Origin of the sequence: Roseovarius sp. CAU 1744, from assembly GCF_039839345.1 — a bacterium.
In the GTDB taxonomy this organism is placed as follows: domain Bacteria; phylum Pseudomonadota; class Alphaproteobacteria; order Rhodobacterales; family Rhodobacteraceae; genus Roseovarius.
This window is the reverse complement of sequence record NZ_JBDOQV010000007.1, coordinates 280,057-298,487: the sequence shown is the minus strand read 5'-3', so window position 1 is coordinate 298,487 and position 18,431 is coordinate 280,057. Positions and strand designations below refer to the sequence as shown.

Here is an 18,431-nt window from a genome sequence, read left to right as displayed (position 1 = left end):
GCTGACCCTGGCAACTAGGTGGAGATCAATACTTCTCCCTCGATTTCCATTGCAAACCCAAGAGGCAGCCCGGACACACCAATCGCAGAGCGAGCATGACGGCCTATATCTTGACCGAAAATTTCGATCACAAGGTCGCTGAATCCATTGACTGCAACATGCTGCTCCGAATAGCCCGGTGCAGAAGTCACCATTCCGAAAACACGGACCCATCCTGCTATTCGTGACAACTCGCCGATTTCCGCCTTGATATTCGCGAACACAGTCAGCGCGACTTCGCGAGCTTCTGTATATGCCTGCTCTGTTGATATATCAGCCCCAACTGTTCCGAAGGGGCCGCTCAGACTGCCATCCAACGCGCTTTTCGGGTGCCCCGAAAAAAGGAGACGATTCCCTCTGACGTTCACGAAATCAAAGGGGAGAACCAAGCCCTCGGGCAGCTTGGTAGGTTGTGGCAGCTTTAAGCCCAGTTTTTCTAATCTATCCTCTGGTGTCGACATGCTTGGCCCTCAACTCTATGAGCTACTTAAGCTCTGTTCTATTTCAGAACCTACATCTTCTCTAACCTTAGCGCAGAACATTTTTGCTCGGCGATCGAACCAGCGTCCGCTGAGGGCTCAGAGCCGTCATCTGACACAAACCGTCGGGCAAATTGGGTCTGCAAAGCGGACTTTGCTGCCGTTTAGTTCCTTTAAGTGGATGGCCGCTACAACGCCTCAGTTCCGAGCCAAGATTTTCAGTTCTCTTTCGCTGCAATTCTGTCAAATCTGAATGGAATGTCTGGAAGTGCACGGACAAAAAAACTGTGCTACGTCGAATTTCGATTGGAACTAATACATACCTATTCGAAGGACGACGGTATGAAAGAACTAACTCCGCCGAAAGAAATCGCGACTTATAAAACCAGCGGCGGGCTTGAATTTTGGCTAGACTACACGCGGTCGAAGGAACCGTTTATTGCACCTACAATCCGCACCCGCGACCCCGAAATATGCATTATTTTTGTACCAAATTCTCCACATGCCGACGAAGCATATCTCATGCGGTACCACGGTAAATTGATAATTTTTTCTAGGCCTGACAATTCATCACGGCTTCACAACTCCAGATTCGATGACTTGGCTGAGCGCAATCCCGGTGTTGATTTTGTTATCAATTCAATTGGAAATCAAACTGTTTGGAGCGAGCGGCCTATCGGATCAAGTGACGTAAAACTGCATGAAATTTCGTCTGCAGAGAAGTTCGATAACGAACAGCAACAAAATCAAATGCTGCGATTGTTTAAAGAGCTGATGTCTTACAAAACTTACGGGGTATCTGCCATGCTAACTGGTACCCACGGGAAAAGCAAAGCGCCCTTAACAAAGAAAGTTGTCGATTTTGACCTGGAACTAAAATCGCGACTAAAAAGTGGGGTGTTTTTAAAATGATCAGCGGCATAGGCCACAATTTTGAAACCTTATTCGGCTGCCTGAGGCTTGCGGTGGATTTTTTTAGTGGGGGTGATGGGCGTAAATGATGAAATCCGAGGTAAGAATTGAGAAATAAAAAGTTGGAGCAGTGAAGGTAATGAACCAGCTTACTCCACCCGAAGGCGTGGCGACATACTTAACCAGCGGCGGGCTCGAATTTTGGATGGACTACGTGCAAAGTGGTGCCCCCTATTTCGCACCGACAATTCGTACATCTGACCCCAAGATTAGCATCGTATTTATCCCAGGAAATAGAGACACCGAAGAAGCGTATCTGATGCGCTATCAAGGAACGGACGTAACGTTTTCAAAGCCGTCAGCATCAATGCATTCACACAGCGACGAACTAGATCAGCTTCGCAACAGAAACCCTGGTTACGATTTTGTTTTAAGTTGGATCGGCCGCGAAGTGGATTGGGTTGAACTTATTGATGATGACAGTGGAAGTCGTATTCATAGGGTCCAATCGGCGCAAAAGTTCAAAAGCCTTGAAGAACAATACGCACTAATTGATACTTTCTGTGAACTGATGTCTTGGACAAAACATGGCGCAAAGTTAATGGCGCTAGGTGGATTTCCGGAAAACAAGTTTGAGTTCGAAAAGTGGGCTGTGGGGCTTGATGTTTTACTCAAACAGCGTCTGGCCAAAGGAGAGTTTTTGAATTGAGCAATATTGTTCAGTAGACCAAGCTAATGATTGCTCGCATTTCTGCCATTCGTCTGCGGTGCAGCATTGGACAATAAGGGCTCAGTGCGGGCCTCGAAGGCAGCGCAGAATCTGCTGTTTGCTTGGCTCCATCCTGCTCGAGCACGGCCCTAAGCAGACCTCCGGCTTCTAGTTGTGATGCTGCGGTAGCAGCCCGCATTCCGGACATTGATGTACGGCGCAGCATTTTGGGATTTTGAACGCTTGTTGAAAAAGCTGCGCCGCGATCGCAGGCCGTGCTATGACTTTGCCATGCTGCAAAAACGAACCTTTCGCATTGCCGAAATCTATGTGCCCGTGAAGCGCAAGAAAACCTTGGACCCGGCGAAAGTCGAGCAGATTGCGGAAAGTATTATCGAGGTCGGTCAGACAACGCCAATACGGCTCCGGGCAGACAAGGACAGGTTTGTATTGCTGGAAGGCTTGCACCGGTTGGAGGCGCTCAGAGCGCTTGGTGAAGACAATGTCGAGGGATATCTCGTTCAAGCGCGCATGCATTAGGCTAAAACTACTACACATACCCACTCGGTTTGGTTTGTTTTGAATGAAGACTCTAATGTCGGTAAAGCAAACTGAACCGCTTTTTCGAATTTGCGCCGCGTGAACTGACAGCCGGTACCTCCTTGCATTCAGTCCTGAACAAGCGCATGGAGCGTGAGTTATCGTTTTTCTTTCGAACCTCTGCTTTCGCTAATCCGTTTCAGTTGATCGATTAAGACCAACTTTGCCGGGCTGCCGCATTCCGCGGGCAGCACTAGAAAAGGAGATCACGGATATGGCCAATGGCACCGTGAAATGGTTCAACACTACAAAAGGCTTCGGCTTCATCGCTCCAGAGGATGGCGGTAAGGACGTATTCGTTCACATATCTGCTCTTGAGCGTTCCGGGCTGACCGGTCTGGCGGACGACCAAAAAGTGACCTTTGACGTGGAAGATGGCCGGGACGGCCGCACATCCGCGACCAATCTCGCTCTGGCCTGAGTACGAAGTGGAAGGGTGTTCGTTGGATCGCCCTTCCGACTTGAAATTGAAATTTGCCTGCGTCGAATATCAGGGTTTGGCAACTTTCAATTCATAGTGTTCACTCCAATGCCAGAAAGTTGACCTGTCCGATATGGCTGCCAAAAATACGCCCTTCCAACCGGCTACGTTGGAATCCAAAGCTGACAGAACAGATCGAGCAGCGCGCGAGATCATCCGCGATGACGAGGATGCTCGCCAGGCAAAGACCGAGCGACTAAGAGCCAAACGTCTCGAAAGGGATGCTGGTCAAAAGACTCACAAGAAGCCGACAGCAAGCTAAGCCTCGCAACCCCATCCGAAAATTCGGCTCAAGCTTCGACTAATTTGGTTTCTGGCTATGCGGATCGATTGCCAACACTCAAATTAGAAATGTGTTGTTAACCGTGATGTGGGAAAAGTGCGGATGCTACAGGTTTGGAAGATCGAAGTCCCCGCGAAAGCTACTAACGCCCCTTCTACTCATGGCTGGGCATTGGCGCACACTGCTGAAGAAGCTAAGGCGCTTTGTGGATTTGAGAGTGCGATCATACAAGAAAAGCCTGAGCATCTCTGGATCGCACGAGAGCGGGTCATCTGGGAAAGTCGGACTGCCCGATAACTGCGCTTCACGGTTTCCGGCTGAGACGAGGTGAGCTGTCGACGCTTCGATTGCGATTCATGATATTCTCTACCGTCAACGTCGGGTTGTCGTTGTGGGAGGGCGTGGCGGATCGGAGGATCAGTCATGGACATACCAAACTTACCTGCCATTCGCGCGCTCAGACCCGCCTGGAACAAGGGCCGTATCGTCGGGCAGAAGCGTCCACTCAAACCGAAACATGTTTGGGCAATCCGCGTTCGACTTGAATTGGCGGAAAACCACCGCGACCTCGCTCTGTTCAACATGGCCATCGACAGCAAGTTGCGAGGCTGCGACCTGGTCAAAATGAAGGTTGTGGACGTCATGGCCAACGGACAGATCAAAGAACGAGCTTCCGTCCTGCAGAGCAAAACCAATAAACCCGTTCGTTTCGAAATCATGGAAAGCACACGTAAGTCGCTCGAACGCTGGATGGAAGATCCCCTGATGGTCGGGTCTGAGTACCTCTGGCCGGGTCGGTTTCACGAGAGACTTCACATCTCGACGCGGCAATATGCACGGATTGTTAGGGACTGGGTGACATCCATTGGCCTCGAGGCGACTGCATATGGCACGCATTCGATGCGTCGGACGAAGGTGACACAGATTTACAAGAAGACCGGCAATCTGAGAGCGGTTCAGCTCTTACTTGGCCACACGAAGATGGACAGTACGGTCCAATATTTGGGCGTAGAATTGGAAGATGCGCTGGCTATCGCCGAAGCCATCGAAATCTAACGAGTTGGGCCGCTCGATGAGGGCGGCCCAATCCGGACGTTGGAGTTCAATCGAATACGGCCCCCAATGTTCCCCAAGGCGGAATTTCGTCAATTTTGTAGCTTGAGCTTTGATCGTAGGCGTGTGTTCAAAATTCGGTGAGCGCCATCTCACGCTTAGAACTTCCCGTTTTCGTTCTTCCATTCGCTGCGTGGCGCGATGGCTTCAATCGTATCCCAATGCTCAACAATCTTGTTATCGGCGACACGGAAGAGATCATAGAAACTGGAATGGATACTGCCCCTGTCTCCTTCACTCATACAAAGTACGAAATTACCCTCAGCCAGCACTCGGTGAAGCCTGTGGTATTGGATGCGAAGCGCGCCGTTTTTCGTGGCTTCGAGGTATAAGCGGTATGCGGCGACGCCGTCGGCAAAGTCAGGATTGTGCTGAACCAGCCCATCGTCAACATAGGTATTAAGAAGGCCGATTTGTCGTCCAACCAGAACCCGTTCCGCGAAGTTGCGCACCAAATCCCGATTGGCGGCGGTCTTATCCAGATCGGTGATCTCCGTCGCACCATCCAGCATGCCTCGACCTGAAGGGTTGGGGCCCATCATGGGCTGAATGTTGTCCCAATGCTCAACAGCTTTACCGTCTTCAAACCGGAAGACCTCGAACGCCACCCTCAGACTTGAGAAGTCATATTCGTTATGAGCAAAGGCGAAATCGCCATCCTCGAAGACTCTAACGAAAGTGACACGCGGGTTGGTCTTCGATAATCGGGCGAACAGCGTCGCGAGCCCCTCGCTACCTTCGTGAGTTTGGGGATTGTGTTGGACATATTTTGCCTCGTTAACGACATCTGCGGCGGCTGCATCCCCAGTTTCGATGCCTTTGAGGAGTTTCTGGATCAGGACCCTCTTTGACGCCACGAGATCTATCTCCAATTTGTGCAAACACATGCAAATTAGCTGAATATGGGGTAGATTCCGGTAGGGGGCAGGATCGTATCACAAGGCCCTCCGGGTTTGGTTTTTCCACCTGTACTCGCCCGTGAGCAGGATATGCGCCCATCCGAGGGGCGAGATATGCGCCAGAAGCTCGGGTGAACAATCCATTCTGTTCCGTTCTCGCTGAGCGACCGCCAACCCGAGGTGCTTCGTGTTCCAATAAATGATGATCGCTGCAAGGAGGTTGAGGCCTGCCATACGGTAATGTTGTCCTTCGGCGGTTCGGTCGCGGATTTCGCCCTGGCGGCCAATTCGAAGCGCGTTTTTCAACGCGTGATGTGCTTCGCCTTTGTTCAATCCGATCTGGGCCCGACGCTGCATGTCGGCATCGAGCAACCAGTCGATTATGAAGAGCGTACGTTCGATGCGGCCGATCTCGCGCAGAGCGAGCGCCAGCTCGTGCTGACGCGGATATGACGCGAACTTTTTCATGAGCTGACTGGGTGGCATGATGCCTGCCGTCATGGTGGCCACCGAACGCAGGACATCTGGCCAGTTCTGGACAATCAGGCCTTCCCTGATTTTGCTGCCTACCAAACCGCGCAGTTCATTCGGAGCGGCAGCCGGGTCGAAGAGATGGAGGCGTTTGGATGGCAAATCGCGGATACGCGGGATGAAGTGATAAGAGAGCAAAGATGTCACCGCAAACACGAGATCGGTGAAGCCGCCGGTGTCAGCATATTGTTCCTTGATTTTGCGACCGGTGTCATTCATCAGCAATCCGTCCAGGATATAGGGTGCCTCGTTCACCGTGGCTGGGATGTTTTGGGTCGCAAAGGGGCCGAACTGATCAGACACATGCGTGTAGGCCTTCAGCCCTGGTTCGGAACCGTATTTCGCGTTGATGAGGTTCATCGCCTCACCTTGCCGCGCCGCCGGGAAGAACTGGCCATCGCTTGAGGCCGTGACACCTCCGCCCCAGAAATTCGCCATCGGCAAGCCCGATTGCGCGGCGATCACCATGGCCAGAGCGCGGTTGATGGCGTTGCTTTCAATGTGCCAACTGGATAGGCGCGAGAGTTGGAAGAAGTTATGTGTGTTGGTTGCCTCAGCCATCTTGCTCAGGCCAAGATTCAACCCCTCGGCCAGCAAGACATTCAGTAAGCCCACTCGATCCTTGCAGGGCGATCCGGTGCGCAAATGTGTAAAGGCATCTGTGAAGCCGATGTCGTCATCAACTTCCAGCAGGAGGTCGGTAATGCGGACGGCGGGCAGACGATGATAGAGATCAAGCACCAATTCATCCGCTTCCTTTGGTACAGCGGAACTCAACCGATCAATCTTGAGCACACCATTTTCGATAGAGCCGCCCGGAATCGCGCCGCTTCTGGCGGCTTTGGCCAACCGCGCAAGCCCATCTGCGAGCCGAGCTTTACGATCTGCGATCCAGGCTTCTGGCTCGAATGGCACCGTTAATCTGGGTGTGGCCTTCGCCGCTTCGATTGGAACCAGAGCCCGCTTCAGATCGGCATAGCGCCGGGAATGAGTTAGCCAGATATCGCCTGATCGAAAGGCGTCACGCAGGTGGAACAGTACAGCCACCTCCCACAAGCGCCGCTTATCCTCGTCACAGGCGTTGAGATGACGATGCCATTTTGATCCGCGCCGCAAAAAACCGATGGGCTGAAGATCGCTCTTCTGATCATTCCCGATGATGGCGGCTGCCGCCGCCAACGGTTCGGCAACTGGGGCTGCGTGCAGCTCAAGCGTGCGCAGCATGCGTGGCGCATATCGTCGGAACCGATGAAAGCCCTGAATAACATGGGCCAAAGGGTCAGCGGCCATCGTGTCAGTAAGCTCGGCGGCTGTGGCTACAAGGCCTTCGAGACGCTGCCATCCACAGGCCGTTTCAGTAGCCGCATCAAGCGACGCCTCATCGCTCTTTGCTTCCAGCAGGGCCGCGCCAAGATTTTTGAAGGATTTCAGCGTGTCGTGAAGCGTCGACTTCGCGCCCGCGACCTGCACGTCACAGATTTTCTTTGCATCCCGCCAGGTTTTCCCAACAATCCGATCATGAGTTTCGACGACCGCATCGGCAATGGAAGCATGCCATTCCACAGCGCAGACCGCAAGAATAGCAAGCCGCCGGTCGCTGCTGATGTCTCGCAGACCATCAGCAAAATAGCGTTCCCCTTGATGGCGCAACCGAGTGACCCGATGTGGGGGGATGTCGCCCAGGATATCGGGTGACAATCCCAATGCCTGCAAGCATTCCAACCTGTCCAGAAGTCGGGATGCACCAGCCGAATTACTGCCCACCTCAAATTGCCGAAGCCAAACAAACCGGCTGACCGTGCCATCGACCATTTCTGTCAGAAGATTGTCCAGTTGACCTCGTTTCTCATAACTGAGCCGATCCGCAATCCGGCTTTCTATGCGGCGCTCTGCCGCGACAAGCGCATCAGCACAAAGTCGTTCGATGACAGATACGCCGGGCAGGATCGTTTGGGTGCGGCGACATTCCTCGACAAATCGCCCGGCCAAATTCTTGTTCGAACGGGTCGTCTCAGCCTCGCATTCCAACCAAGCCTTCAGATCGCGGGCACCACGACCAGAGAACATCTTGTACCCATAGATGTCGCGCAGATCGACAAGATGCCTGCGCCGGGTGGTATCTGTTTCAGCGTAGCAGGCCAGATCATCAGGGTTTTCGCCGAGCTGTGCCGCGATAAACCGACTGACCTCCAACGGAATGGTTTCGCCCGGATTGAGCAGCCGCCCGGGGTATCGAAAGGCACAAAGCTGAAGTGCAAAGCCCAGGCGATTGCGGGAATGTCGTCGGGTGCGGATATGTTCAATGTCATCATCTGCCAATGTATAGTGACGCAAGATCATGGTCTGGTCAGTGGGCAGGTCAAAAAGTGCCGAACGCTGGCGCTCAGTCAAAATAGATCGTCTTGGCATGTGGGATTGTCCTTGTTATTCAGTAGTCTGTTCGGGACAAAACCCGCACCAGCAAAATCAAAGACTTGCAAGGCAAAAATCCAAGGGGGTTCAACTGGGACAGCGCGCAGCCATCTACGCCAGGGTTTCGACCTCTGATCAGTCTTGCGAACGGCAAGTGACAGAACTGAGTGTATTTGCAGAGCGTGGTGGCTATGAGGTCGTTGAGGTGTTCAAGGAAACAGCCTCTGGCACCAAGGCGAACCGTGCTGAACGCGGCAAGATCATAGACCTGGCGCAGGCCCGCAAGATTGATGCAGTTCTCGTCTCCGAGCTCAGCCGATGGGGCCGCTCCACTCAAGACCTATTGGATACCCTAAATCAGCTGGCGGGTTGGAAAGTCTCGGTTGTGGCCATGAGCGGTATGACCTTCGAACTGGGCACACCGCACGGACGCATGATGGCGACCATGCTCGCAGGTATCGCCCAGTTTGAACGCGACCTGCTCAGCGAGCGGGTCAAATCTGGGCTTGCGGCAGCTCGTGCTCGCGGCAAGAAGCTGGGCCGCCAACCCGGGCAACGCCCAAAGTCAGACAAACTTGCCCCAAAGGTCATGGCCCATATTGCTGAAGGGCGCTCTTACCGCTGGATTGCCCGAGACCTCGGCATCTCCAAGAACACCGTAACTGACATCGTTAAACGTAAAAGGTCTGAACGCGCATGACATGTATGGAAGGCCAGAACGATATTTGTGCACGGCTCATGTGTGCTGCTGACGGCAGTGCTTTGGCGGAATTGCATCGCTCAGCCATCCTGAACACGAGTTCAAAATTTTATTCAGATAGCCAACGAAAAAGCTGGGCCACCGGGCTGACCACCAACGGGTATATGAAAGCCGTGCAAAATGGTGAAACAATCGAGGTCGCCGTTGCAACTGAAGATGTGCCAGTAGCATTTTGCGGTCGAAGAGAGTTTGGCATAACTGGTCTCTTCGTGCTTCCAGAATGGCAAGGGAACGGAATCGGTTCCTTTCTGCTGCAAAGAGCGGAAAAAGCCCTGCGCAAAAATGGGATGTCGTTGCTAAGAGTTGATGCGGTTCTGCCCGCTGTTAGTTTTTATGAACGACACCAATATAATCTTGAAGAAAAACGCGTACACAAAACGCGAGGGGGAGTAGAAATCCAAATTCTTCGAATGACAAAGAACATTCTCATCTTGAATCATACTTGAAAGATGAACGCGGCGCTTGGAAACAAACCTCAAGCTTGTGATACGATCCTGCCCCCTACCGGAATCTACCCCCATAAACCACTTCGGAGAAACTGGGCGGCGCGTCAATCACACAGAAATCGGCGCCACGACTATGCATCAGGCCGTCGCGCACATTGAGCAGAACGTCATCGCTATTCTGCGCCAGCAGGTCTTTGTGGCCGGAGAGAATACCGATCTCCCCGGCGCTCAGATCGGCCTCGATGGCAGTGCCATTGGTCACCAGATCAAGCGCGCTGCCAAGGTCCTTGCCGGCTTCAAACGATCCGGTGAAGTTCCGCTGGCTGTCGAGGTCGACGCCGATCACCGAATGACCCCTGTCCGCCAGCGCATAGACGATCTGGCTGGCAATCGTGGTCTTGCCGACCCCACCCTTGTTGTTGGCAATGGTGATTTTCTTCATTGCCCGCTTGTCCCGTCATGCGGGCACAATTCATACCTGTTCGACACTTGCTCGAATTCCCTGTCTGCCTGAATGATCACCCCTGAGGCGAAGGCTTCGCGTACCACGCTCTCAGGTTGTATTCTGAGTGCCGCATTCGCTAACACGCTGCAACGGGAAACTGCCTCGATTCAATACATTGACCGAAATTCGCCGAAGGGTGGGAGAGGATTGTCAGCAGACACTATCGGGCGTGGCGCGCGGCCAGGTCCTGGCCGCGCCAGCGGAGCGCAAGTCTCTGCGGGACGGGGCGCCGCCCCGGCCCGCAAGGACTCCATAGGCTGGCTTTGGCGCCAGACTGACAGCAGGAAGTAAGAGCGGCAGGTCTTCGCAGATTCCGGCAAAGGCTATTTCAAATGGTTTGCTGCCGGAGACGATCCGTTGACGACAAGAGGCGCAAGAGCATGCGCCTCTGGTGATCCTGCCCGCCAAAGAAGATGGCAAGGACACGGACAAGCTGCCGGGTGTCGTCTACGTCAAAATAGAAGATAGCGCGGCCCTTGGTGACACTACGCAACCCGTCGGAAAAATCCGGGTGAAGCGTGCCCTGATGCGGCACCTCTCCCAGAGCTTCCATCGCATCCTCGATCTCGAAAATGCGTTTCGAGGCGCGTTGATACGCAGTGGCCACGTCCTCGCCATAGCTCAGCGCGGCCTCAAAGAGAAAATCGAATATGATTTCCAGATCGCGATCCGAGGCCTCGGATCGCACGACGCTATAGGTCATGCTGGGCCTTTTTGCCCGCCAACATGGCACGCGTTCTTGCCCGGCTCTCGCTCATGTCAACAAACGGCCCGTCACGGCGCTCCATGATGAGCGCGCGCAGGGCCTCGGTTTCGAGGTCTTTTGCTTCGGTCTGTTCACGCAGCAACTCGAGCCCTTGCTGCAGCACCGCGCTCAGGCTGGGGTACCGGCCCTGCCCCACGAGTTCGCGGGCAAAGGCGTCCTGCGTTTCCGTCAGGGAAATGGATGCTTTGACACTCATGGCGGGCCTCCTGCTTCGAGCAAAATATATGCTACTCAGTAGCATTATGCAACCTGGTCGCCTGTTTCGGCAATAGTTCCGCAGTCAAATCACCTGCGGGATGCGAGGCACTAGCTCCGCGTTTTCGCCAGCACCCCATCCTCGCGGATCGCGGCGATGGTGGTGGGTGTTCGACGCGACAATTCGACCCCATCGCCGGACATCATCGCTTCGACGAATTCGGTTTTCTTCAGCACGGCCCCATCGGATTCAACGTAAGTCATGTCCCCGTCGCGCTCATGGGCAACGGAGCCATCGGATTTGATCCGCACCCAGGCACCACCCACTTGCACCGAAATGAGACCCTCCTCGACCACGATCCCTTCCCAGCTGATACCCGGATCGCGGCGCAGCACGATCTTGTCGGGCCGGAACTTGATCTGCACGTCACGCGGCTCGGTCTTGTCCGCCACCTTGACCACGAGAAACGCCTCCTGTTCGTCCGGGTTCGGATGAATGGAGGCGTTGCCGTTCATTGGCGGCCAGACCTTGGCCTCGGATCGCATGTTGCCCTGCCGGTCCCGGTGAAACCCGATATAAAGCTGCGCAGATTTCCAGACCCGCAAGGCTGTTCGTTTCACCTGATCCATCTTCTCACCTTTCACGCCAAAGTTGTTTCCGGAATACCGTCACCGCCAACAAGCAAGACCTGCGGCGATGCACAAGCGGGTTTCGTAACTGGGCGGCTCCCCGAAGGGAGCCGCGCTGTTTTTTGCTCAGAAACACTCGGGCACCCAAGCCTCGATCCGCGCCTTCTGCTCGGCGGTCACACCAAACGCCTTCTGCTGGTCCGGGTCATTGAAGAGCTTGTGCAGCGCCGCGTTCTTCTCGCCCTTCTTGGACTTGGCAAAAGCCTTGTAGGCGTCGCTCTCTGTTTCAAGGTCAAGCAGTGCCTGATAAAGCGCATCAAGCTGCGGGCCTTTCAGGCGCTTGAAACAGTTCTCCGCGGATGGCGTCCAGATCGCCCTTATATCCGCGCCGATCTCGGCCTCGATCTCCGCCATGAACTCCGGAGATTGCATCTTAAAGGCCCGCGCGAGGAACGCCGTGATTTCGCCGTTGCGCAGTTTCTTGCCCGCATCACGGAAAGCCGCAAGGGCCCCGACCTTGCCCTGCCCCGCCATGCACCGAAGCGCTTCAAACGCCGCCTCGGTTTCGTCGTCACGCTCTCCGCCAAGGCGCGGATCAAGCACAAACTGGTCGTCTATCTCGGGCGCATTACGTTCGGTGGCATTGTAACCGAACCCGAAGAGATCATTGCCATGACCCGATGCGGGTGAGACGGCAAAGGCAAAGAGGCTCAGAAGATAGTCGGGTTTCTCCAGAAGGGCTGTCTGCACCGCCGCCAGACGGATTGCGATCATGTCCTCGATGAATTTCTGCGAATAGGCGGGCTTTTCCTTTGGCGCTTTTCCCGCATCGCCATGCCTGTTGTCCTCGATGATGCCCTGTGCGATGGCCTCGGCCTGATCGTCCTGCCGGACCAGCCCGCGCATGATCTCGACCGATCCGTTATGCGAGACATGCACCAAGATACCCGATAGGGATTTTTGCGCATCGCTATACTCCCCCTCGATGATCTCCTGCAGCGCATCAAGCTCCTGCTGTCCGTCCTCGTCCAGCACATCGCCATTGGCAAGGTCGGCCAACTCGTCGTAGCGCTCGGTCTCATCTGCACTCAGAACGCCTTCGATCCTGTAGGTCCGCACAAAGCCGTGGTCGCGCTGCAATTCGTACCAGAATGGATTGCTATCCTCGGTGGTCATGACCCATGCCCAGCCCTCGGCCTCCTGCAGGCGGGTTGCTTCCTCTTCCAGCCTCTCGGCAAAGAGACGGTCCAGAATATCCGGGTTGTTGAACAGCACCTCATCCTCGAACAGGTCCTGCGTGATGCTGCCGCCTGCGGCCTCATAAGCCGCCTGCCCGACAAATCTGGCCTTTCGGTTGTCACCGTCCACCGCATCGGGTTTGAGCGCAGATTTGATCTGGTATTCGTTGAACCAGCCGCGCTTGGCCCGTTCCAGCACTTCGAGGATTTTCTTCTCATCCTCACTTACGGTCATGGCCTTGGCCTGACCCATGCTGATTTCACCGGCTTTCAGCGCACCCAGAACCGGGTCAGGCAGGCTCGCCAAGGCAAGGCGGCGGCGCACATGCGCTTCGGTCACACCAAACGCCTGGCTGATCTTGGCAATCGAAAGCGCTTTTTCCGCCATCCGGTGATAGGCGCGCACCTCGTCCACCGGATCGAGTTCCTCCCGCGCGGTGTTTTCCGCATTGGCCCATTCCTCCGCCACAAAGGCAGACGGTGCCATGCGCACCGGCACCTGCGCCAGATCGGGGCGCTCGGCCACGGCGATGTTGAGTGCGCGCAGGCGGCGGCCCCCGGCCACGACACCCACCTTGCCCACCTCATCGCGCAATCCGGCGAGGTTCTGGATCAGCCCGCAGGCGACAAGGCTGTCCGCCAGAAGGTCAATGCCTTCCCCGGCCACCTCCTGACGCGGGTTCAGATCGGAGAGATAGAGGTCGGTCAGAGGGATATATTCAATCACGTCGGTGGCGGCGGCGGTATCGATGTTCGCTTGGTTGGTCATAGGGTCATTCCTTGATTTTGTATGTTGGGTTTGGTTAGGGTTGCCCTACCCTCTTCCGGGTAGGGCGTGGGGGCTCAGGCCCCGGCGTGTGATTTCAGGAAGGCGTGGCCGATCTTGGCGGAGAGACCGCCCTTCCTGATTAACGCAGCCGCTTGCTGTCACGGGTCTTGCAGACGTTCCTTGCTCATGTTCTCACCCCCTTTCTGCTCTGCGATTGTGATCAGTATTCGCTGGGGCACATGATGGTCAGAACGCGCCGCGTGACCGTCGGGTCGAACGGGCGTTCGGACCCGTAGGTGAAATCCGCGTCGTAGAGGTCCACTTTCCAAAAGAGCTTCTGACCGCTGACCGTCACGGTCCCGAATGTGTGATCGCCGTAAGGATCATTGTCCTCGGTGAAGCGCGTATCGGTGGCCACAGCCGCCAACGCCGCCGCCTGAAACTCCGACCCCTCGCCCGACACGCCGGGGGTGACAAGCACCCGCCCCTGAATGCCTTTCGTCTGCATCTCGAATGCCGCGACCGGATCGATCAGCGCCTTCCGGAACAGGTCGTTCTGCGCAGCTATTACTGCCGCCTGCCGGGTGGTATCATTCTCGATGTCTCTTGTTGTTTCGATTTCCAAAACCGTCTCTCCTTTTCATGGTGTGACCTCCGGGGCTGTCCCCCAATCGGTGCTGGTTTTGAGCCGAGCCCTGAAAGGGCGTCGTCTCTAAAACCTGCCACGTGGCGAACGCGGTGAGGGGCGAGACAAGAGAAATCGACAAGAGTGGTGCGGCCCGCAGCGCGGCAGCGCGAGGACACGGTCTTGTCTATTTGTCTTGTCCGAGGGGGGAGGCCGCGCCTTCCCCCTGACGGGAAGGCGGCGTTTGGCTTGTCCAAATCCCGCCTGACCCACCAAGAAAGGACGAAGGATCTTCGATCCTGCGCGCAAAAGCGAGCGTACCCCGAAGGGCGGAAACAAGCAGGTCCAGGCGACCATGCGGCCGCGGCGGATACTGGCTCAGAGAGACAGGATCCGCCGCACCAGGTCCGCAGGGAGACAGGGCCGGATTGATTCCGGTCTGTCGGCGGCAAAGCCGGTGCCAGACGAGCACGCGGTCACGGGCCAAAGGCGCGTGATTTGCCAATAGGTTCTCCTGTCAGACGCGACCGGACAGACCCTAGACAGAGAGTCATACCCGGCTTTCAGGAGGTCGACACATAAGATCGGTATCCTATATCGGCAAAACCTTGCCTTATTCAGAACAAACATCTTATAAATACTTAATTTTCTGAGAAACAAAGATCGGCAAGAAATGCTCGAAACTCCCGGCAGAATAGAACCCTGTTTCTTCGAGGAACACATTCCGGCGGAACTGGCGGACCTGACGGTCGAGATCCAGCGTGAAGCCAGCGGTCTCGGAAAAGGCCTGCATCCGGACAGCGCTGCGGAACTGGCTGATCTCGTCCGCATGATGAACTGTTATTACTCCAACCTGATCGAAGGGCACAACACACGTCCCCGAGATATCGAAAAAGCGCTCGCCGGGGCGGAACTGGAAGAAGAAACACGACCCCTTGCACTGGAGGCACGCGCCCATGTCATCGTGCAACGCGAGATCGACGAAATGCACCGAGCGGGCACCCTGCCCCGTCCGACATCAGCCGAATTCCTGACCTGGGTCCATAAAACCTTCTACGACGAAATGCCGGAAGAGTTCCGCGCGATTGAACATCCTGACGGGTCAAAGGAACCAATCATTCCCGGCCGAATGCGTCAGGAGGGCGATGCTGAAGTTGCGGTTGGACGTCACCATCCGCCATCGTCCGGCCGGGTGGCCGCCTTCATGGAACACTTCGACAAGCGGTTCCAGATTGCCGCGCGCTCGGCAAGTGGACGCATCATTGCAATTGCCTCCGCCCATCACCGTCTGAACTACATACACCCGTTTCCCGATGGCAATGGTCGCGTTAGCCGCCTGATGTCCCATGCCATGGCCCTGGAAGCGGGCATTGGCGGTGAAGGTCTCTGGTCAATTTCCCGCGGACTTGCGCGAGGGCTGAAAGATCGTGGCGAGTACAAGCAGATGATGGACCACGCGGATAGCCTTCGCCGAGGCGACCGAGACGGCCGCGGCAATCTTTCCGAGGCCGCCCTGAAAACATATTGCGCTTGGTTTCTGAACGTGGCTCTGGATCAGATCACCTTTTCGGCAAAGCTGTTCGACCTCGGCGGATTGGACAAACGCTACCGGCGCCTGGTGGCCGACATGATCGACGACAAGCGCGCGCCGGACCTCGTCTCCGCCGTCCTGCGGCATGGCGCATTGGAACGCGGGGAAGCGCAGTTCGTGCTCAAGACCTCGGAGCGCACCGCCCGTAACACGCTCAAGCAACTCACCATGGCAGGTTTCCTGGCCTCCGCATCGCCCAAGACGCCCGTTCGCCTTGCGTTCCCATTGGACTACCGGGAGCGCCTGTTTCCAAATCTGTTTGCAGACGCCGATCTGCCGGAGTGAGGGGCGAGGCAGGTGAAAAGGGCGGCTTGCACCGCCCTTCCGGATTCAGCCCTCGCCGTCGGCATCGTCATTGCGTTTCGGGAAAGCAACCATGTCGACGCCAGGGAACATGTTGTGCTTGACATTGATCGACGTGATGTTGCCCTGGTCGTCGGTGTTGACGAAGAGAACCCCGCAGCGATCCCAGAAATTCTTGCCATCCTTTTCACCGGTTTTGACGTTCAGTTTCAGAGTTTGAGTAGCCATTGTTTGATCCTCGCTTATAAGTGTTTCGATGAACATGCGAAAAGCGGGCATCAAGGATCTGTCATCAGGAAAATTGGGCCGCGAGGAATGCGCGATCAGCGCAGGGGAATTTTCCTGTTGAAGCGCAGCGCCAGGTCCGGCTGCCCGCTTATGTTCATCTTGAAGAAACACGCGAGCGCGGATCATCACAGGCTACGAGCTGAAACCACGCCATGACCGAAAAGGTAGTCAGAAATTTGGCAGAGCTGCGCGGGACGATTTGGTCAGAACACGAATTGACCGTGCCGTCCGTGATTATTTTGTCACCGCAACATACCCACGGCGGCGTTTTTGCTTGTCCAACTTCAGGAGCGCCTCAGTCGCTTGGTCTGCATCCTCAAAGGTCACCATCATCGCCCGCCCTTTCGTACCGATGCGCCCCCAGCTGCGAAGCACTGACATTTCTCCGAAAAGCGTGGGCTGAATGTCGATCCTGTAAAACCGCGCCATGTTGCGCTCAGGGTTCACATGGATCAGGTGGACAGGTTTGGTCTCGGATAATTGCATGGCAGGATTATCGTCAGGTACCACTGACCTGTCCAATGACATTGCGAGATCCGGACGTGGTTAATGATTCATATCCGTGATGGAGGCCTGCGATGTTTTCAGGCCGAGGCGACGATAAGGCGTCCCATTATGATTACGACATTGCAACACATAAACCGAACTTCGAACGCAGCTTCCGAAGTAGCGGCGCGCCATCATTGTTGCCATTCGCTGCAACCGCTAGACTAGAAGTTTGGTGAATTCACACTGTGCCGACGAGACAGACAACGTAAACGAATGAACCACAGGGCCAGTTAGATCTCATTCACAGCTGCGGCAATGCCAATTCGAGTGTGGGAAATCAGGTCGGCACACGCTGCGTTAAGAACTCCAAGTGACTTGTGTCATGCGCCATACGTGCTATCCGAAGGTATGTCCAATATAGGTGTCCTTTGCCTTCCGGAATCGCACATGCAGAGCTGATCGCAGTCCTGGTTGCCGTGACCAGGAACGAACCGCGCGTGATGACGTTGCGTTCGGGTGCGGCATTACCATCGGGGCCGTTCGAGTCGCGCCACCGCAGCCTGCAAAGCGGATTGCGCGCCTGGATCGAACGCCAGACGGGGCACCCGGTCGGGTATCTCGAACAGCTTTACACATTCGCCGACCGCCATCGTGACCCCAGTCAACCGGATGCATCCCTCAGCGCGCGCAATATCTCGATTGGTTACTTGGGATTGTTGCGCGAGCAGGACGCGGCGGGTGACGGTCAGCCTGCCTGGCAAAGCTGGTACCGGTATTTCCCCTGGGAGGATCACCGCGACCGGCACCCCGACATTATTGAGCCCTTGGCCGAGCGGCTGGGGTCCTGGGCGAAGAGCGATACATTGCGCCGCGAGCAGGTCGATTTCCTGTTCGGGCTGAACGGTAAGCCCTGGAACGAGGATCACGCCCTGCAGCGCTATGAATTGATGTATGCGGCGGGCCTGGCGGATGGCGCTTTGACGAACGACGAAAGGGCCTTCGGACGCCCGATGACCGGCGATCATCGGCGCATTCTGGCAACCGGCATCACGCGGCTGCGCGCCAAGATCAAGTATCGCCCCGTCGTGTTCGAACTGATGCCCGACAATTTCACCCTGCTGGACTTGCAGCGCACGGTCGAAGCCCTGTCGGGCCTGCGCCTGCACAAGCCGAATTTCCGGCGGTTGATCGACCAGCAGGAGCTGGTCGAGGAAACCGGCGAAATGTCGAGCGGCACCAGTGGACGCCCGGCCAAGCTGTTCCGCTATCGGCCGGCAATCCTGGAAGCGCCGAACCTGTCGGGCCGGAGATTGCCTGTTTCGCGCCATTGACATAAACTCACATCGAGAATAAATGAATCCTCTTAAT

At 55.7% G+C, this 18,431-nt stretch carries 20 protein-coding genes; 9 read left to right on the top strand and 11 right to left on the bottom strand.

From position 1 onward, the window contains the following. Positions 1-14: 14 nt before the first annotated feature. Positions 15-500 (bottom strand): RidA family protein, encoded by a 486-nt coding sequence (locus tag AAFO92_RS16155; protein ID WP_347536798.1) that lies wholly within the window; start codon positions 498-500, stop codon positions 15-17. A 360-nt stretch (positions 501-860) separates the two neighbouring features. On the opposite strand from AAFO92_RS16155, the gene AAFO92_RS16150 reads away from it, so the two are divergent. The 5 genes from AAFO92_RS16150 (at position 861) to AAFO92_RS16130 (ending at position 4,559) form a co-directional block, all read left to right on the top strand. Then, positions 861-1,430, top strand: coding sequence for a hypothetical protein (locus tag AAFO92_RS16150; RefSeq protein WP_347536796.1), 570 nt, complete (start codon positions 861-863; stop codon positions 1,428-1,430). A 139-nt stretch (positions 1,431-1,569) separates the two neighbouring features. Continuing rightward, on the top strand, positions 1,570-2,139 hold the full coding sequence (locus tag AAFO92_RS16145) for a hypothetical protein (protein ID WP_347536794.1): 570 nt from the start codon (positions 1,570-1,572) through the stop codon (positions 2,137-2,139). Positions 2,140-2,349: 210 nt separating this feature from the next. Further along, positions 2,350-2,679: a ParB N-terminal domain-containing protein gene (locus AAFO92_RS16140; protein WP_347536792.1), complete on the top strand. Its 330-nt coding sequence runs from the start codon at positions 2,350-2,352 to the stop codon at positions 2,677-2,679. A 274-nt stretch (positions 2,680-2,953) separates the two neighbouring features. Continuing rightward, complete coding sequence (locus AAFO92_RS16135) at positions 2,954-3,160, top strand: cold-shock protein (RefSeq protein ID WP_347536790.1); 207 nt, start codon at positions 2,954-2,956, stop codon at positions 3,158-3,160. Between the two features lie 766 nt (positions 3,161-3,926). Beyond that, positions 3,927-4,559: a tyrosine-type recombinase/integrase gene (locus AAFO92_RS16130; protein ID WP_347536788.1), complete on the top strand. Its 633-nt coding sequence runs from the start codon at positions 3,927-3,929 to the stop codon at positions 4,557-4,559. Positions 4,560-4,714: 155 nt separating this feature from the next. On the opposite strand, the gene AAFO92_RS16125 is transcribed toward AAFO92_RS16130, so the two are convergent. Both AAFO92_RS16125 and AAFO92_RS16120 read right to left on the bottom strand, forming a co-directional pair. Further along, on the bottom strand, positions 4,715-5,473 hold the full coding sequence (locus AAFO92_RS16125; protein ID WP_347536787.1) for a nuclear transport factor 2 family protein: 759 nt from the start codon (positions 5,471-5,473) through the stop codon (positions 4,715-4,717). A gap of 78 nt (positions 5,474-5,551) precedes the next feature. After that, the gene (locus tag AAFO92_RS16120; protein ID WP_036562756.1) at positions 5,552-8,455 is read right to left on the bottom strand and encodes a Tn3 family transposase; all 2,904 of its coding nucleotides are present in this window, start codon (positions 8,453-8,455) and stop codon (positions 5,552-5,554) included. Positions 8,456-8,549: 94 nt separating this feature from the next. Here AAFO92_RS16120 and AAFO92_RS16115 point away from each other — a divergent pair, with 94 nt between their 5' ends. Then, positions 8,550-9,158 (top strand): recombinase family protein, encoded by a 609-nt coding sequence (locus tag AAFO92_RS16115; RefSeq protein ID WP_036562798.1) that lies wholly within the window; start codon positions 8,550-8,552, stop codon positions 9,156-9,158. Further along, positions 9,155-9,664 carry a GNAT family N-acetyltransferase gene (locus AAFO92_RS16110; RefSeq protein WP_081894026.1) on the top strand — a complete coding sequence of 170 codons (510 nt, stop codon included), beginning with the start codon at positions 9,155-9,157 and terminating at the stop codon, positions 9,662-9,664. Before AAFO92_RS16115 ends, AAFO92_RS16110 begins: the two co-directional genes overlap by 4 nt. 55 nt (positions 9,665-9,719) lie before the next feature. Here AAFO92_RS16110 and AAFO92_RS16105 read toward each other — a convergent pair whose 3' ends face one another. The 6 genes from AAFO92_RS16105 to AAFO92_RS16080 form a co-directional block, all read right to left on the bottom strand. Further along, positions 9,720-10,106, bottom strand: coding sequence for a ParA family protein (locus AAFO92_RS16105; protein ID WP_347536784.1), 387 nt, complete (start codon positions 10,104-10,106; stop codon positions 9,720-9,722). Positions 10,107-10,497: 391 nt separating this feature from the next. Further along, entirely contained in the window at positions 10,498-10,872 is a 375-nt protein-coding gene (locus AAFO92_RS16100; protein WP_347536782.1) for a type II toxin-antitoxin system RelE/ParE family toxin, read from the bottom strand. Further along, positions 10,862-11,131, bottom strand: a complete 270-nt coding sequence (locus AAFO92_RS16095) for a type II toxin-antitoxin system ParD family antitoxin (protein ID WP_347536780.1) — start codon at positions 11,129-11,131, stop codon at positions 10,862-10,864. The genes AAFO92_RS16100 and AAFO92_RS16095 overlap by 11 nt, the downstream gene beginning before the upstream one ends. Before the next feature lie 110 nt (positions 11,132-11,241). Then, positions 11,242-11,760: a hypothetical protein gene (locus tag AAFO92_RS16090; RefSeq protein ID WP_347536778.1), complete on the bottom strand. Its 519-nt coding sequence runs from the start codon at positions 11,758-11,760 to the stop codon at positions 11,242-11,244. Positions 11,761-11,886: 126 nt separating this feature from the next. Further along, the gene (locus AAFO92_RS16085; protein ID WP_347536776.1) at positions 11,887-13,767 is read right to left on the bottom strand and encodes a ParB/RepB/Spo0J family partition protein; all 1,881 of its coding nucleotides are present in this window, start codon (positions 13,765-13,767) and stop codon (positions 11,887-11,889) included. Positions 13,768-13,987: 220 nt separating this feature from the next. Further along, on the bottom strand, positions 13,988-14,392 hold the full coding sequence (locus AAFO92_RS16080; RefSeq protein WP_347536774.1) for a DUF3768 domain-containing protein: 405 nt from the start codon (positions 14,390-14,392) through the stop codon (positions 13,988-13,990). A gap of 673 nt (positions 14,393-15,065) precedes the next feature. On the opposite strand from AAFO92_RS16080, the gene AAFO92_RS16075 reads away from it, so the two are divergent. After that, on the top strand, positions 15,066-16,268 hold the full coding sequence (locus tag AAFO92_RS16075) for a Fic family protein (RefSeq protein ID WP_347536772.1): 1,203 nt from the start codon (positions 15,066-15,068) through the stop codon (positions 16,266-16,268). Between the two features lie 45 nt (positions 16,269-16,313). On the opposite strand, the gene AAFO92_RS16070 is transcribed toward AAFO92_RS16075, so the two are convergent. Further along, the gene (locus tag AAFO92_RS16070; protein ID WP_347536770.1) at positions 16,314-16,700 is read right to left on the bottom strand and encodes a hypothetical protein; all 387 of its coding nucleotides are present in this window, start codon (positions 16,698-16,700) and stop codon (positions 16,314-16,316) included. Between the two features lie 108 nt (positions 16,701-16,808). Further along, on the bottom strand, positions 16,809-17,084 hold the full coding sequence (locus AAFO92_RS16065) for a WGR domain-containing protein (RefSeq protein ID WP_347536768.1): 276 nt from the start codon (positions 17,082-17,084) through the stop codon (positions 16,809-16,811). Between the two features lie 479 nt (positions 17,085-17,563). Here AAFO92_RS16065 and AAFO92_RS16060 point away from each other — a divergent pair, with 479 nt between their 5' ends. Next, complete coding sequence (locus AAFO92_RS16060; RefSeq protein ID WP_347536766.1) at positions 17,564-18,394, top strand: hypothetical protein; 831 nt, start codon at positions 17,564-17,566, stop codon at positions 18,392-18,394. Positions 18,395-18,431: the final 37 nt, after the last annotated feature.

Excerpts from the sequence above, each read along its gene's own strand:
- AAFO92_RS16110 (WP_081894026.1), top strand. The coding sequence starts at position 9,155 with ATGACATGTATGGAAGGCCAGAACGATATTTGTGCACGGCTCATGTGT.
- AAFO92_RS16095 (WP_347536780.1), bottom strand. The coding sequence starts at position 11,131 with ATGAGTGTCAAAGCATCCATTTCCCTGACGGAAACGCAGGACGCCTTT.
- AAFO92_RS16060 (WP_347536766.1), top strand. The coding sequence starts at position 17,564 with ATGACGTTGCGTTCGGGTGCGGCATTACCATCGGGGCCGTTCGAGTCG.
- AAFO92_RS16155 (WP_347536798.1), bottom strand. The coding sequence starts at position 500 with ATGTCGACACCAGAGGATAGATTAGAAAAACTGGGCTTAAAGCTGCCA.
- AAFO92_RS16075 (WP_347536772.1), top strand. The coding sequence starts at position 15,066 with ATGCTCGAAACTCCCGGCAGAATAGAACCCTGTTTCTTCGAGGAACAC.
- AAFO92_RS16120 (WP_036562756.1), bottom strand. The coding sequence starts at position 8,455 with ATGCCAAGACGATCTATTTTGACTGAGCGCCAGCGTTCGGCACTTTTT.
- AAFO92_RS16100 (WP_347536782.1), bottom strand. The coding sequence starts at position 10,872 with ATGACCTATAGCGTCGTGCGATCCGAGGCCTCGGATCGCGATCTGGAA.
- AAFO92_RS16145 (WP_347536794.1), top strand. The coding sequence starts at position 1,570 with ATGAACCAGCTTACTCCACCCGAAGGCGTGGCGACATACTTAACCAGC.
- AAFO92_RS16150 (WP_347536796.1), top strand. The coding sequence starts at position 861 with ATGAAAGAACTAACTCCGCCGAAAGAAATCGCGACTTATAAAACCAGC.
- AAFO92_RS16090 (WP_347536778.1), bottom strand. The coding sequence starts at position 11,760 with ATGGATCAGGTGAAACGAACAGCCTTGCGGGTCTGGAAATCTGCGCAG.
- AAFO92_RS16070 (WP_347536770.1), bottom strand. The coding sequence starts at position 16,700 with ATGATCCGCGCTCGCGTGTTTCTTCAAGATGAACATAAGCGGGCAGCC.
- AAFO92_RS16085 (WP_347536776.1), bottom strand. The coding sequence starts at position 13,767 with ATGACCAACCAAGCGAACATCGATACCGCCGCCGCCACCGACGTGATT.
- AAFO92_RS16105 (WP_347536784.1), bottom strand. The coding sequence starts at position 10,106 with ATGAAGAAAATCACCATTGCCAACAACAAGGGTGGGGTCGGCAAGACC.
- AAFO92_RS16140 (WP_347536792.1), top strand. The coding sequence starts at position 2,350 with ATGTACGGCGCAGCATTTTGGGATTTTGAACGCTTGTTGAAAAAGCTG.
- AAFO92_RS16135 (WP_347536790.1), top strand. The coding sequence starts at position 2,954 with ATGGCCAATGGCACCGTGAAATGGTTCAACACTACAAAAGGCTTCGGC.
- AAFO92_RS16130 (WP_347536788.1), top strand. The coding sequence starts at position 3,927 with ATGGACATACCAAACTTACCTGCCATTCGCGCGCTCAGACCCGCCTGG.